15 protein-coding genes are annotated in these 14,045 nt (G+C 40.1%); 6 read left to right on the top strand and 9 right to left on the bottom strand.

Annotated elements, in window-relative coordinates:
- Nucleotides 1-66: 66 nt before the first annotated feature.
- Nucleotides 67-1,056, top strand: coding sequence for a hypothetical protein (locus RS893_RS09760; RefSeq protein WP_315791001.1), 990 nt, complete (start codon nucleotides 67-69; stop codon nucleotides 1,054-1,056).
- Nucleotides 1,057-1,339: 283 nt separating this feature from the next.
- Here the strand turns inward: RS893_RS09760 and RS893_RS09755 are convergent, their stop codons facing one another.
- A complete protein-coding gene (locus tag RS893_RS09755) occupies nucleotides 1,340-2,761 on the bottom strand; it encodes an NADP-dependent isocitrate dehydrogenase (RefSeq protein WP_315791000.1) in 1,422 nt (473 codons plus the stop codon).
- Between the two features lie 549 nt (nucleotides 2,762-3,310).
- A complete protein-coding gene (locus RS893_RS09750; protein WP_315790999.1) occupies nucleotides 3,311-4,522 on the bottom strand; it encodes an RNA-guided endonuclease TnpB family protein in 1,212 nt (403 codons plus the stop codon).
- Nucleotides 4,523-4,955: 433 nt separating this feature from the next.
- On the opposite strand from RS893_RS09750, the gene RS893_RS09745 reads away from it, so the two are divergent.
- From RS893_RS09745 to RS893_RS09735, 3 genes are all read left to right on the top strand, one after another.
- A complete protein-coding gene (locus tag RS893_RS09745) occupies nucleotides 4,956-5,669 on the top strand; it encodes a GUN4 domain-containing protein (protein ID WP_315790998.1) in 714 nt (237 codons plus the stop codon).
- A 30-nt stretch (nucleotides 5,670-5,699) separates the two neighbouring features.
- Nucleotides 5,700-6,344, top strand: a complete 645-nt coding sequence (locus RS893_RS09740; protein ID WP_315790997.1) for a Uma2 family endonuclease — start codon at nucleotides 5,700-5,702, stop codon at nucleotides 6,342-6,344.
- 86 nt (nucleotides 6,345-6,430) lie between these two features.
- On the top strand, nucleotides 6,431-7,549 hold the full coding sequence (locus RS893_RS09735) for an ABC transporter ATP-binding protein (RefSeq protein WP_315790996.1): 1,119 nt from the start codon (nucleotides 6,431-6,433) through the stop codon (nucleotides 7,547-7,549).
- 63 nt (nucleotides 7,550-7,612) lie between these two features.
- On the opposite strand, the gene RS893_RS09730 is transcribed toward RS893_RS09735, so the two are convergent.
- Nucleotides 7,613-7,834: a hypothetical protein gene (locus RS893_RS09730; RefSeq protein WP_315790995.1), complete on the bottom strand. Its 222-nt coding sequence runs from the start codon at nucleotides 7,832-7,834 to the stop codon at nucleotides 7,613-7,615.
- 182 nt (nucleotides 7,835-8,016) lie between these two features.
- Between RS893_RS09730 and RS893_RS09725 the strand changes: the two genes are divergently transcribed.
- On the top strand, nucleotides 8,017-8,235 hold the full coding sequence (locus tag RS893_RS09725; protein WP_016866965.1) for a helix-turn-helix domain-containing protein: 219 nt from the start codon (nucleotides 8,017-8,019) through the stop codon (nucleotides 8,233-8,235).
- A gap of 375 nt (nucleotides 8,236-8,610) precedes the next feature.
- On the top strand, nucleotides 8,611-8,757 hold the full coding sequence (locus RS893_RS09720) for a hypothetical protein (RefSeq protein ID WP_315790994.1): 147 nt from the start codon (nucleotides 8,611-8,613) through the stop codon (nucleotides 8,755-8,757).
- Between the two features lie 113 nt (nucleotides 8,758-8,870).
- Here RS893_RS09720 and RS893_RS09715 read toward each other — a convergent pair whose 3' ends face one another.
- From RS893_RS09715 to RS893_RS09690, 6 genes are all read right to left on the bottom strand, one after another.
- A complete protein-coding gene (locus RS893_RS09715; RefSeq protein WP_315790993.1) occupies nucleotides 8,871-9,521 on the bottom strand; it encodes an energy-coupling factor transporter transmembrane component T in 651 nt (216 codons plus the stop codon).
- On the bottom strand, nucleotides 9,514-10,437 hold the full coding sequence (locus RS893_RS09710) for an energy-coupling factor ABC transporter permease (RefSeq protein ID WP_315790992.1): 924 nt from the start codon (nucleotides 10,435-10,437) through the stop codon (nucleotides 9,514-9,516). The genes RS893_RS09715 and RS893_RS09710 overlap by 8 nt, the downstream gene beginning before the upstream one ends.
- 451 nt (nucleotides 10,438-10,888) lie before the next feature.
- Nucleotides 10,889-11,722: an ABC transporter ATP-binding protein gene (locus tag RS893_RS09705; RefSeq protein WP_315790991.1), complete on the bottom strand. Its 834-nt coding sequence runs from the start codon at nucleotides 11,720-11,722 to the stop codon at nucleotides 10,889-10,891.
- Nucleotides 11,697-12,509, bottom strand: coding sequence for a cobalt ECF transporter T component CbiQ (gene cbiQ, locus RS893_RS09700; protein ID WP_315790990.1), 813 nt, complete (start codon nucleotides 12,507-12,509; stop codon nucleotides 11,697-11,699). The genes RS893_RS09705 and cbiQ overlap by 26 nt, the downstream gene beginning before the upstream one ends.
- Nucleotides 12,493-12,822, bottom strand: coding sequence for an energy-coupling factor ABC transporter substrate-binding protein (locus RS893_RS09695; protein ID WP_315790989.1), 330 nt, complete (start codon nucleotides 12,820-12,822; stop codon nucleotides 12,493-12,495). Before RS893_RS09695 ends, cbiQ begins: the two co-directional genes overlap by 17 nt.
- 143 nt (nucleotides 12,823-12,965) lie before the next feature.
- Complete coding sequence (locus RS893_RS09690; protein WP_315790988.1) at nucleotides 12,966-13,874, bottom strand: cation diffusion facilitator family transporter; 909 nt, start codon at nucleotides 13,872-13,874, stop codon at nucleotides 12,966-12,968.
- Nucleotides 13,875-14,045: the final 171 nt, after the last annotated feature.

Genomic DNA, 14,045 nt, shown 5'->3' with positions numbered 1-14,045 from the left:
GTAAAAACACTTTGTTCAAATTTCATATGACAAAAAATTTTGCAAACACCAAGATACTAATAAATTATGAAGTTAAAAATTAGACGCCGACAATTTGGCAAGTTGGTACTTGCAAGTGCTGCAACTACAGCAATTATCAACCTTGCAGATAAAAGTTTTGCTCAGAATTCAAATACAGTAGTATACGGAGCAAAATTGACCGATAAAGACAAAAATAAAGCAAAAGATCAAGAGTCCACAGATGTAGCTAATACTACTCCGGCAATAAATGTGACAGCATTAGATGTGGTCACTCTTCAACAAGTATCCTCTACAGAGGTTCCGTCTACAACTGTTGACAATCCAAATACAGCTACTGAGAGCGTTAAAAAGGCATTATATACTGAACCGACTGAGCGAATAACTGGTTTTACTAGCCTATCCGATGGCAGTTTTGTTTTTGTAGTTGTTGGCAGTTCGCAGAAGGGTAACTATACTAAATTGCTAATTACAGATAGCAAAAAGCTTGATAAGAAGCCTAAATCAAAAAAAATATCAGGATTCAAAAAGACCAACAACACAATAGAAGCTGTTGTGGGAACCAAAGATGACAAACTTATTTGCATAGTCAGTGAAACTGGGGGTACACCTCCTTTTAAATTCGCGCTTATTGATCCACAAAATGGCAAAGTATCTTATGAATCTGATTTAGCTTTACCAGAACTTTTCCCAAGTCGGCGATATAGTAATTTAGCTCAATCGCCGATTGATGGAAAATATTATCTTACGACTATGAATTCAGAAGGCATAACACAATTGGCACAGCTAGATGTGGATAATAAATCGATAATTACTGGTAAAGGTAAAATAATTGAATTGTCACCATTGACTTTTGACAATCAGACCCTAGCAAACGATTTATTCAGTCTCGCTTTCTCTTTGTTAGGCGATCTGTATGCAGTTGGTAAACTCAAATCTGAGCAAACTAGATATCTATTTAATGTGGATCTCAAAAATGCAAAGATGAAAAGGTTGACAGAATTTTCAGTTGAGAAAATTACCTTCCCTCGTTCCTAGCAAAAAAGTAACTTCACACTCAATACCTAATAATTAAATCCCCCATGTTGATAACTTGTCATTAACCACATTTTTCAATCGCCCGCTTGGTTACTATCCCGCCTTAGCAAGAACAGGGGTGCCGAAGGCGGGGTGAGGTAAAAGGGAATTGTAAGTAATCATGCGAACTTGATATTAGGCTATAAGTCCAGACGAGAGTGCAAACTTCGACTATTACAACAATGTGGGTAATGACAAGATGTCTATAATGGGGGAATGTCAAATAGCTTACTGAAGCAGAGATTTAGCTAAAGTACTTAATAATCGCTTCAGCAAACTCAGAACACTTCAAAGGTTCTACAGGTGGTTCCATTAACCGTGCTAAGTCGTAGGTAACTTGACGCTTAGCGATCGCATCTCCAATACCTTTTTTGATCAAGTCTGCGGCTTCTTGCCATCCTAAATACTCCAGCATCATCACACCAGACAAAATCACCGAACCAGGATTGATGCGATCTAAACCTGCGTGTTTGGGTGCAGTACCGTGGGTAGCTTCAAAAATCGCACATTCATCGCCAATATTTGCCCCTGGGCCCATTCCTAGTCCACCGACAATGGCTGCTGCTGCATCAGACAAATAATCGCCATTCAAATTCATTGTCGCCAGAATCGAATATTCGTCCGGTCGAGTTTGAATTTGTTGGAAAATACTGTCAGCGATGCGGTCATTAACCATCACCTTGTCTTGCCATTTACCATTGCCGTGAGTCTCCCAAATTGAGTTAAGAACTGTTTCCACTTCCTTGACAATTTGGGCTTGTTTCTCTGTGGTCAAGGCATCAAATCCAGGATCAACCATCCGGGCGTTTTCTTGGGCAGTGATGTTGGGATTTTTCTCTTTGTTGCTTAAAATCCAAGATTCTCGTTCTGTGATACACTGCTGTCGAAACTCGCTAGTAGCCAGTTCGTAACCCCAATCACGGAAAGCGCCTTCGGTGTATTTCATGATATTGCCCTTATGCACCAAAGTCACCATTTGTTTATGTTTGGGTAGTTGCAGGGCGTGTTTGATGGCGCGTCGTACCAAGCGCTGTGAACCAGTTTTACTGATTGGTTTAATGCCAATACCAGAGTCGAGGGGAATTTGTTTTTTACCGTGTTCTGGTGTGGCAGGGATGAGTTCTGTGTTGAGATACTTAATTAAGCGATCGCCTATTTCGCTACCTTGTCGCCACTCAATCCCCAAATAAATATCTTCGGTATTTTCCCGATAAACAATCACATCGAGTTTTTCTGGATTTTTGTGGGGAGAAGGCGTACCTGCGTAGTACCGACAAGGACGCACGCAAGCATACAAGTCAAAAATTTGCCGTAAAGCAACATTGAGTGAACGAATTCCACCGCCGACAGGAGTGGTCAATGGCCCTTTAATTGCCACACCATATTCTTGGATTGCTGTTAGAGTATCTTGGGGTAAATACTGATATGTGCCGTATAATTGACAAGCTTCATCACCAGCATATACCTTAAACCAGCTAATTTTCCGTATGCCTTTGTATGCTACATCTACAGCAGCATCAAAGACTTTTTGAGCAGCAGGCCAGATATCTATACCAGTACCATCGCCACGAATGAAGGGGATAATCGGATTGTCAGGAACAGTTGGTTCACCATTGTTGAAAGTAATTTTTTCTCCGGTTGAGGGGGGAGTAATTTTTTCGTACATTCACACACTCCTGATTGTGACGCAGCGACAACAGCTGCCATAGTTGGTTGGTGGTTGATAGTTGATCGTTGTTTGTTGCTAGATTATTATTCCAAAGAACAAACAACAAACAGCAATAGCGGATTTTGCTGTACTTTGTTATTGCTTAAGCTAGTAGGCAGAGTTTTCCCCTCTCCAGAAGAGTTTAACGGACTTGGGGGACTGGAGACTAAGAACTGGAGGGAAGACAAGAAATTTTAGATTTTGGATTTTGGATTTTAGATTGAAATCCAATCCGTCTTGAAAAGATTTTATTGCTGGAAGCCACTACTTGCACTAAGCCGATCAGCGTCAATGCGTCTACAAAACCTTTCGCAAAATCCAAAATTCTTTCCAATAGCCGATTCCCGATCTCTTATCCTCTCCTTTCGATGCTATCTTATCGCCTCGAAGCGCAATTGGTATACTCTGAGAATATACAGCAAAAAGCCAGCAATTGAAGAATAAAACAGAGATTACTAGCAGTTTGACTGAGTTAGAGTTTGTAATGGTGAACTACTCAGGGTTACGCTACGCTAAACCCTGAGCTTCCGTACTCACAGGCGAGTGCCGCAACTTGGACTTTCGCCCTAATTTTGGTCTTACCTCCCCTCCTACAGCAGAGACGGCTGAACCTTCCGCCTTTAGCATTCTGATACCCTCTGCTCTAATGTTTATCGCTGCGTTTCCATCCCTATCGTGATGAGTGCCACAGTGAGGACAAATCCACTCCCTTACGTCCAATGGCATTTCGCTGACCTGATAGAAACAATTAGAACAAAGTTTGGAACTAGGGAACCATCTATCAATCTCTACCAACTTTCCACCTTTGCGTTCTAGTTTATAGGCTAAAAAGTTGGTGAATGTTCCCCACCCAACATCAGATACTGCTTTCGCCAAATTATGGTTACGAACCATGGCCTTGACATTAAGATTTTCTACTATGACAGCTTGGCTATCGCTGACTAACTTATAACTAAGTTTATGCAAAAAATCTTGCCTAGAATTACTAACCCGTTCGTACACTTTGGCAACTAGTTTTCTATATTTATTCCTTGAATTACTCCCTTTTTGTTTACGCGCTAACTTCTGTTGTTTGCGTTTCAAATTCTTCTCATGTTTGGCAAGATGTTTAGGGTTGTCGTATTTAGAAACCTTCTCACCATCAGTGACGACAGCAAAGTGTTTCAACCCTAAGTCAACACCATAAATCTTTCCTTCTGTTTCAGTAGAGTGTTCCCCTTGTGTTTCAGTCAAAATAGATGCCAAGTATTTACCTGACGGAGTTTTGCTAATAGTAACAGTCTTTATCTTCCCCTCAATTGGTCTATGTATTTTGGCTTTTACTAATCCAATATTGCCCGGAAGTTTAATACTACCATCTACAATTTTGACGTTTTGAGGATATTGAATTGACTGTTTGCCATGCTTAGATTTGAATTTAGGAAACCCTGCACGTTTCTCAAAAAAGCTTTTATAGGCAGTAGTTAAGTTGAGTGTTGTAGCTTGCAAAACTTGGCTATAACAATCAGCTAACCATTCTGTATCTTTTTCTTTTTTGAGCTTTGGTAGAAGTGCGTTGAGAGCTACTTGTCCAAGTCCTTTTCCTGTTTCTTTGTAAGTCTCAATTGACTTATTGAGAGCATAATTCCACCACCAGCGAGAACACCCAAATGTCTGTGCTAATAGTATTTGTTGCTCTTTCGATGGATATAAACGAACTTGAACGACTTTGTGTAGCACTCAAATCGAACCTACTTGATTTGCTAATTTTACTACAAAATATATTTCTCAGTAAAGCATGAAGATAAAATATTTGGCAACTCCTCAACCACCCCACTCACAAATCAACCACAGGTTGATATAGTTTGGAGGTGGTTTCGTCGTTACCCTGCTTTCATCCCCAGGTGTAGTTTACGGAACCTGGGGACTTCTCGCAGAAAGAGTTAAAATTCCACGGTCAAGCTGTAGGCAGAACCAAAACGAAATATTTTGCACAGAGCTGATCAAATCGTTAGGTAATACAGCGACTAACATATCGAATGATAATACAGATATATAATGAGTAGGCTTTGGGAGCAATTTCCTGTAAACTACTCTACGCTACTAATGCTTTCCCATCCACAAAATTTTATAGCTAACACTTGTCCACCAATCGCATTTTCTGAGTAATGGCATGACAGACCCAATGATTGTATCAGGCACATCTTCTGACATTGAATCCTTACGGGGCCAGTTAATTGCTGGGTCTTTGCAAGTCCAACAACAAACGATCCCGCAGCTAGCTAACCTGGGTAACAACGGATTTGATGTCCTGATGGAATTTTTAATGGAACGTCGTGACACTCCCGCAACTTGGGTTGATGGTAAAGCTTATCAAGTGCTGTATAACTCTGATTCGCCTCAAATTAAAGAATTTCTCCAAACCCATTTTCCTCAGGGAATTGTACCTTTAAAATCAGACTGCGGCATTGATTACAGTTCCTTACAACATCTGTTGGCAACCCAAGATTTCCAGGCTGCTGACCGCATGACTCTGCAAAAATTGTGTGAAATTGCGGGTGCAGAGGCGATTAAACGGAAGTGGCTTTATTTTACCGAAGTAGAAAATTTTCCAGTTACAGATTTACAAACAATTAACAAGTTGTGGTTAGTCCACTCCGAAGGGAAATTTGGTTATTCGGTACAGCGAGAAATTTGGTTGGGTTTGGGGAAAAATTGGGATAATCTTTGGGTAAAAATTGGTTGGAAAAAAGGTAATAACTGGACACGTTATCCTCAAGAATTTACTTGGGATTTAAGCGCCCCTAAAGGTCATTTACCCCTTTCTAATCAACTGCGAGGAGTGCGAGTGATTGCATCTATATTTGCTCATCCGGCTTGGAGTTAGATTGACTCTCGCAATAGGAGGACACTTGTCATGGTAACAACAGCACCACTGGCAGAAACCAGAACTTTACTAGAAAATATCAGCTGGCAAACATTTAAAGCCATACTAGCCGACATGGGCGACGAACGAAATACCAGGCTAGCTTATGACAATAGAATATTAGAAATCATGACTCCATTGATGCCACACGAAAACTCAAACCGCCTCATAGAAAGATTTGTGATTGTGTTGTGTGAGGAATTAGGTTTAGAAGTAAAAAGTGTTGGTTCATTGACCTTGACACGGGATGATGTAGAACGAGGAGGAGAACCTGATAGCAGCTACTACATCCAACACGAGTTTTTAGTTAGAGACAAAGAAAACATAGACTTAGCAATTGATCCATCACCAGACTTAGTGCTAGAAGTTGAATACTCTAAACCAAAAGTAGACAAAACAAAAATTTACGCGGCTATTGGTGTACCCGAGTTTTGGCGGTTCAACGGCAGTGTGTTGCGAGTTTACATACTCAATGAGGGTCAGTACTCAGAAGTTCAATATAGCCCCACATTTGCTCCCATACCCGTCAAAGAAATTCCCCAGTTTCTGCAAAAAACTAGGAAAGACGGAGAAAATGCTACTACTAAGGCTTTCCGTACCTGGGTCAAACAGCTAATTGCTGATTCAAGACAATAGGCGATCGCAAAGTTTTTGGTTTTTCACGTTAAAATGCGATCGCACCTCGCCAGATTCATTTAAGAATTCAATTCCACAACCGAACAATGGCTAGCGTTAGTCTCGAAAGCATTAAGCGTAAATTTAATAATGTCACTGCCATAGAAGATATTACCTTTAATATCCCCGATGGGGAATTTTGGGTTTTGGTAGGACCTTCGGGTTGTGGTAAGTCTACGATTTTACGAACGATTGCTGGTTTGGAAACTGCCACGTCTGGCAAACTTTACATTGGGGATAAGCTGATGAACAATGTCCCTGCCAGACAACGAGATGTGGCGATGGTGTTCCAGAATTATGCCTTGTACCCGCACATGACGGTGGCAGAAAATATTGCCTTTGGGTTACGGATGCGCAAAGTTGATCCGAAGATTGTGCAAGAAAGAGTGATGACGGTGGCGCGATCGCTGGCGTTGGAACACTTGTTGGAACGTAAACCCAAACAACTTTCCGGGGGACAGCAGCAACGGGTAGCATTAGGAAGAGCGATCGCCCGTCAACCACAGGTATTTTTATTAGATGAACCTTTATCAAATTTAGATGCCCAATTACGAGATGATACGCGGGCGGAGTTAAAACAGTTACATCAAAATTTGGGTATTACTACGGTCTATGTGACTCACGATCAAGTTGAGGCGATGACTTTAGCTGATCAGATTGTGGTGCTGAATCGGGGCAGAATTCAGCAAATTGGTGAACCGCAAGAAATTTATGCCAAACCTGCTAATCGGATGGTGGCAACTTTTGTGGGTAGTCCACCGATGAATATTTTACCTACTAAGTATGTGGCTGGGGGTTTTGATGTAGATGGGCAGGTGTTACCTGTGAGTAGGGAAATGCAGGGGAAGTTGCATCTGCGGGAAGGACAGGGGTTTGATTTGGGTGTGAGACCGGAGAGTATTAGTATTAATGAACCGCGAAGACGCGAAGGACGCGAAGAAGAGTTGGCAGAGTTGGTAGTGGAGGTGAAGGTGGTGGAACCTCTGGGAAGGGAAACTTTGATTCGTGCTGTTTTACCTGGTTCGGGGGTGCTGGTGAATGTGCAGGCGGGTGCAGATGTGCATCCTCGTCCAGGCGATCGCTTGATGTTAGATATTGATTTGAGTAAGTTATTTGTGTTTGATACTGCTACGGGCGATCGCTTATATCCCCCTGTGGCTGATTGATTTGATATAAGTAAATCGGAAAGGGTGTACGTTTGTACGCCCTTTGAATAAATTTAATAGGAATCAGGTTTTTGTAGAATTTAGATAATTGTGCCAGGTTTGGGCTATTGCTTTGGCATCTTTACCAACAAAAGTTTCTTTGTCGCCGTTACTCCAAGTAATGAAACAGGCAGGTTGTTCGTTGGAGATGTTTTGATAAACTGGGCGAACATGAATTTGACGAGCGTATGCTAAATTTAACCAGCCTCTAGTTGATGTTTGGCAAAGGAGTAGGTTTTGTGGCATGATCTAAGTCTCCAGAATATTGTCATAAATATTGTGGGTAGAGAAGCGGTTTGACTTTCGAGTGTGGAACCGCTTTCTCTATGTTTATAATAAACAGCTTTCTAGCTAGCTGTCAACTATATTCTATATAATTATTGGTAGCTAGTTATAAAAATAATATGGTGTAGAGTAGAGTGAAAATTATGGATGTAAAATGTAAGTTACGAGATTATATGGATAATCAGGATTTAACTCAGCAAGAAGTTGCAGCACGAACTGGGTTGAGTCCAACAATTATCGGTAGGTTATACCATAATCGCTTCAGTCGCTTGGATAATCAAACGGTAATTAAGATTTGCAAGTTATTTAATGTGTCGCTAGGCGATATGTTTTATATCGACGAAGAGGATCATCAGGAGTAGCAAACCTTCATTCAGCTTGGATGCGATCGCCCACGGAATATGCTGTTGGGTGAAGTGGTGCGATCGCACTTTTGAATTTTTATCCTGATGGATTTGAGGCAATTAATCTAAACTAGAATAACCGTGTTAATTTGGCAAAGAGAATTATAGTGCCTAATCTTCCTGTTAGTGAGGCTCAACATCAGCTACAGCAACTCATCGAGCAAGTTGTCGAATCTCTATAAATATTGCAAGAAAACCCTTTTCAAAATCCTCCACCATATGAAAAGTTATACCAATTTGAAAAAAGAATATGACAAATAGACCATATTGTAGAGACGCGATTTATCGCGTCTTGAACTGACGCGATTTATCGCGTCTTGAACTAAGGATGTGTTGCAATCATTAATTGAATTGGTATTAGTTGGTGATTTATCGGGTGCTTACTCGCGACGGATAAATATTCAGCACAGCTTGGTGTATGAAGTTGTTGAATCTAAGAAAACAGTTAAAGTTATCCGGATGTGGACAGATTATGAGTAGGTTTGAGAATAACTAAAGATAAAACAGTCCAGTAGGGTGCGTTATGACGAAGCGCAACGCACCGAGATAAATGGGTGCGTTACTACTTAACTGTTCCCCGTTCCCTGTTCCCTTTACAAATAAGAAGCTACGGTTAAACTAATAGCGATCGCACAAGCAGCTAATACAATCATTCGCTCTTTTGTTGTTAATGTTGAATCTACAGGTAGTTCTCCTGTATAACCACGAACTACCATTGCTGCATAAACTCGTTCTGCTCTTTCTAAACTGCGGAGATACAAACTCCCAATCATCGCTGCACTAGCGTAACGTAACCATCCGCCAGGGCCATTAATACCCCGTAATTGAGCAGCACGCTGCATTCTGTGTACTTCTGCCAATAATATTTCTAGGTATTGTCCAGCCAATAGTAAACTTTGCTTCAAACCACCCGGAACAGGCAAAGCCTTAAGAGCAATACCAAAACTGTGTGGTGGTAAGGTTAACAAAAAACTATTCATGGTGAGTAAGCAAACAAGAGAACGAACCAACAGAAAACTGGCTCGTTCCCATCCCAAAGGTAAAGCCACCAAGGACAGAAATATTAATTCTGTACCTAACAAGCCTGTCAGCTGAGGCAGAGGTACGCGTAACAAGACAGTCCAAATCAAGGCAATTGCAGCATATGCAGCTAGCCAGTACCAAGCTTCATACTTTAAAAAAGCTGCCCCGATCACAACTACCAGAGATAGCTGTAAGCGTAAGGGTAATGATAGTTTAAGCATTCTTTGGTTTCACTACTTGTGCAATGCCAAAGGCAACAGCAAAGCAAACAATCGAACCAACAATTCCGGCGATACTTGTACCGATGGGGCCCAATCCTTCTATGCTATAGTCGGCTAAAGGTGTTGGTACTGCTACTCTGACCTGTTCAGCGAGGTTAATAAAGCCTAAGTTTTCCGCAACTCTTTCCAAACCATCTGGCCATGCAGAGGCTACTAAGGAAAGTAAACCAGAAATCAAAAGAATACTCACTACTGGTACTACCCACCCTTGTAACTGACGTTGTTCTCCGGGTAACAAATCTGGTCGAACTGTGGCTAGGTAAGCTAACACACCTCCAGTAATCAAACCCTCGCCAATGCCAATCAAAATATGTACACCAGTCATGGCTGGTAAAACTATTCCCAGAGGTGCTGTTCCCGAAATAGCTAACTCAATCGCACAGGTGATCGCAGCCACAACTACACTCACAGCAGCAGCGATTCCAGCGGCTAATGGTAAGCGACTTCTGTAACCTCCAAACAATCGCTGTAGGGTTTGGGTTAAACTCCAGCCTACCCAGACTCCTACTACTGCCATGTTAAAAATATTCGCTCCTAAGGCTGTGATTCCTCCATCAGCAAACAACACAGCTTGAATAATTAAAACCGTAGCGATGCATATCGTACCAGCCCAAGGATTACCCAGAATGATTGCTGCTAAAGTTCCCCCTAATAAGTGACCACTTGTACCGCCTGCAACTGGAAAATTAATCATTTGGGCAGCAAAAATAAAGGCGGTAGTTAAACCCAAAATAGGTGCATGTTTAATCCCAAAAGCATCTCGCGATCGCGTCAATGCAATACCTAGTGCAGCCACACTCACCACACCAGTAGCAGCAGCTACTGGTGGAGAAATAAAACCATCAGGAATATGCATTAGGTATCTCCCGTTTGTGTTTTTATTTGCACAGAGTAATTTTTATAACTACGACATGAAACTAATTCATAAAAAAACAAAATTTATTCCTCTTGTGCAATGCCCTCACGGGGGATTTCATATTCTGACTTCAGGGTTATTGACACCGAAGTTTGTATAAAATGATTTACTTAGACTTTTGATTGTTAAAACTTGTAAGTGAACAACATACAAAATAAATAAATTTTGTTGCGTTACGATTTGTTGTTTAACACATATCAATTTTTATATTTTAATAAGTATAATAAAGTTAAGAAATTTAAAAAAACAAAAAATTAAAATAAATAACTTTTCACTTTAAATATCAATAATAAAATACATAGCAATCCTAAACAAGTTGTGAAATTGAGAAAACAAAATCTTCCAGATCCTCGACTTCTTTAAGAAATCGAGGATCTTTTTTCAGATATTTCTAAAAATAAAGAAATTTATTTAATACTCGCTGTTGTAATTGCTCTAAAATAGTTTTATCTTTAGTAACTTCATCAACAGCACGTAACATTTCACAAATTAAGGGTACTCCTAGCTGTAATTCCTCAAGAATGTCACGTTGAGTAAATACATCCTTGGGTTTTCCTTCCAGCACCAACTGTCCCCTATCCATCACAAATATCCAATCTGCCCAACGATAAACTAAATCAAGGTCATGGGTTGCCATGACTATTGTTGTGCCAGACGTATGGATATTTTGTAAAGTCGTCATCAACTTACGAGTATGCAGTCTATCTAGATAAGCTGTTGGTTCATCTAATAATAACAATTTTGGTTTTAACACCATCACATCTGCGATAGACACTCGCTTTTTTTGACCCAAACTTAAATGATGTACAGGTCTTTGAGCAAGTTCTATTAAATCAAATTCAATTAATGCTTGCTCGACTCGCTGTTGAATTTCAATCTCTGGTAAACCTAAATTACACAATCCATAAGAAATATCTTCTTCCACCGTAGAAGCCACTAGTTGTTGTTCTGGATCTTGGAAAACCACGCCAACTTTTTGGCGCAATTGTACTAAAGATTTACGGTCATATTGTAGTGATTTACTTTGCCAGATAATTCTTCCTTGATCTGGTTTGTATAAACCATTCGCTAATAAAAACAGTGTAGTTTTTCCACAACCATTTTGACCAATTAATGCACACTTTTTTTGAGCAGGAATTTTTAAACTGAGATTATTAATAGCCGCTTGTTTAGCTCCTGAATAGGTGTAATGTAATTGTTCAAATTCTAGTAACCATTCCTGCATTTTGCCCCCATTCTAATGCTATTAATAAAGCACAGCCAAAAATAGCCTCTATTATATATCGCTTTGATTGATGATAGCGATGGGGATGCCAAACCCGCAATTCTCCATTAAAACCCCTTGATTCTAAACTCAAGGAAACTTGACGATAGTTGTCTATTGTACGTTTGAGTAGTTGTCCAATTAGTAGTGCTAGACTTTTCATCCCAGTAGCAAAAGTCCGGTATCCTCCCCTAGCTTGCTGAGCAACCCATAATTCAGAAGCTGTGTCTAACAGTACAAAAATAAAGCGATACATCAGTAATAAAATTTCAGTAATTATTACTGGACAGCCAATACGTCTTAAAGTTTGCAAGAGTGCAGTAAAAGGAATAGTCAGAATGATGAAATACAAACAACAAAGAGAAGCTAAAGCTCGTGTTAAAATTGTCAAACTCTGTACAGCACCGTGATGGCTAACGTATAAGTAATAATTTCCAAAAAGAAATCCTACAATTGAGTCATGTTCTACTAAATTTAAATGAGATACCTCAATACCATTGATAACTAAGGCTGGCAAACTAGTCAACCAAAAAAAAGTGGCGACGTAAATCAATTTCAAATATGTTTTACCAGGAATACCTGCATAAATTACTGTCCAAATACTCATCCAAAGAGCGATCATAATTTGTATAAACGGATGACCAAAGGCAGCAATGATTAGTAGGATACTAGCAAATAGCAGTTTTTGTTCTGGTGGCAACCAACACAAACGATTAGTATAAGCCAAGGTGTCAATCTGAATTTTCATTACGATGATTTTGCTGTTCTGAGCGTCCTTTATAAAGTCCAATTACATAACCAATTACGCCAGCACCCGCAGCCGCTTGTACTGCAAATAAGAGGCTTTGCACTTCAGAACTGGATATTTGAATTAGTGAATTAAACCAAGGTTCATATTTAGGTTGTATTTCTTTAATTGCTTCTTGAGCTTTGCCATCCGCTCCACCAAACTCTGCATCTTTAAGTACCATCAATGGTGTTGCTGATAATGCTACTACTGCTAATAGTAATAACCAATTATTCCATTTAGGTTTTTGGATTTTTGACTTTGGATTATTCATCAGTTAATAGTCAATACTTTACGTGTAAGTGTCTAGTAGTCCAGCAAATCAATTTTACTTAGTTTGTAGTAAGCAATTTAGTACTTAATAGAGTGATAAATCACTCACTACGAACTCATTATTAGCTTTACAAAGTACTAGTACTAATCACAACAATTCTTCTGAGCGCAGGGTAAGAGAAAATTACCAGTTTCAATCTGAATTGTAGTGTGTTCAATACCAAACTTGTCGTGTAAATCCATTGCGATTCGAGATAAAAAAGCATCACCAGGATTACCAGTAAGCATAACTAAGTGTGCTGTCAGTGCGGACTCGGTGGTACTCATAGCCCAAATATGTAAATCATGGACAGCAACCACGCCAGGAAGTTCTGCTAAGTAAGTACGCACTGCTAACAAATCTATTCCTTGAGGAACAGCATCAAGTACTAAATCTAGTGACTGAATCAACAACTTCCAAGTGCTAACTAAAATGACCACAACAATAATTAAGCTGATCACAGGATCGAACCATAGCCAGTTAGTTACTATAATGGCGACACCAGCTAAAACCACACCTAAAGATACTAAGGCATCAGCTACCATGTGCAGAAATGCTGCTTTAATGTTTAAATCTTGCTCTTTTCCAGAAATAAACATCCAAGCTGTAATGCCATTAATTACAATTCCGACAAGGGCTACAGTAATGATTGTGCTTCCAGTTACTGGCGTGGGGTTGCTCAAACGTTGAATTGCTTCTAAGGCGATCGCTCCCATAGCGACTAATAACAAACAAGCGTTGAGAAAAGCAGCCAATATCGAAGAACGACGTAATCCATAAGTGTAGCGCTTCGTTGGGCGACGACGAGCCAACCAACTAGCGCCCCAAGCAAGTACTAAACCTAGTACATCGCTGAGATTGTGACCAGCATCAGCAGTTAAAGCTAAGGAGTTGGTCAGAAAACCAAATACTGCTTCAACAATCACAAATCCCGTATTCAGGATAATGCCGATGACAAAGGCACGGTTGTAATTAGGTTGATGGTGATGACCGTGATGGTGATGGATGGACATAGCTAGCTATGGCGGTAAAAAACTTCTAGATTAGCTAAAAATATATGAACAGTTGTTCATGTATTTTGTTGGCATCCTAACCCATCGTTGTGGTGGATTACAAGTAGTTGAGTTACAACAAATTGGCACGCGGGAGTCTTGTTTCCAGATTTTGGAATAGCCAAGTAATCA

The organism is Fischerella sp. JS2 (assembly GCF_032393985.1).
In the GTDB taxonomy this organism is placed as follows: domain Bacteria; phylum Cyanobacteriota; class Cyanobacteriia; order Cyanobacteriales; family Nostocaceae; genus Fischerella.
The sequence above is the reverse complement of the archived record's forward strand: the minus strand, read 5'-3'. Positions and strand labels throughout refer to the sequence as shown.

Excerpts from the sequence above, each read along its gene's own strand:
- RS893_RS09730 (WP_315790995.1), bottom strand. The coding sequence starts at position 7,834 with ATGCCACAAAACCTACTCCTTTGCCAAACATCAACTAGAGGCTGGTTA.
- RS893_RS09760 (WP_315791001.1), top strand. The coding sequence starts at position 67 with ATGAAGTTAAAAATTAGACGCCGACAATTTGGCAAGTTGGTACTTGCA.
- RS893_RS09740 (WP_315790997.1), top strand. The coding sequence starts at position 5,700 with ATGGTAACAACAGCACCACTGGCAGAAACCAGAACTTTACTAGAAAAT.
- RS893_RS09705 (WP_315790991.1), bottom strand. The coding sequence starts at position 11,722 with ATGCAGGAATGGTTACTAGAATTTGAACAATTACATTACACCTATTCA.
- RS893_RS09735 (WP_315790996.1), top strand. The coding sequence starts at position 6,431 with ATGGCTAGCGTTAGTCTCGAAAGCATTAAGCGTAAATTTAATAATGTC.
- RS893_RS09745 (WP_315790998.1), top strand. The coding sequence starts at position 4,956 with ATGACAGACCCAATGATTGTATCAGGCACATCTTCTGACATTGAATCC.
- RS893_RS09695 (WP_315790989.1), bottom strand. The coding sequence starts at position 12,822 with ATGAATAATCCAAAGTCAAAAATCCAAAAACCTAAATGGAATAATTGG.
- cbiQ (WP_315790990.1), bottom strand. The coding sequence starts at position 12,509 with ATGAAAATTCAGATTGACACCTTGGCTTATACTAATCGTTTGTGTTGG.
- RS893_RS09725 (WP_016866965.1), top strand. The coding sequence starts at position 8,017 with ATGGATGTAAAATGTAAGTTACGAGATTATATGGATAATCAGGATTTA.
- RS893_RS09715 (WP_315790993.1), bottom strand. The coding sequence starts at position 9,521 with ATGCTTAAACTATCATTACCCTTACGCTTACAGCTATCTCTGGTAGTT.
- RS893_RS09690 (WP_315790988.1), bottom strand. The coding sequence starts at position 13,874 with ATGTCCATCCATCACCATCACGGTCATCACCATCAACCTAATTACAAC.
- RS893_RS09710 (WP_315790992.1), bottom strand. The coding sequence starts at position 10,437 with ATGCATATTCCTGATGGTTTTATTTCTCCACCAGTAGCTGCTGCTACT.
- RS893_RS09755 (WP_315791000.1), bottom strand. The coding sequence starts at position 2,761 with ATGTACGAAAAAATTACTCCCCCCTCAACCGGAGAAAAAATTACTTTC.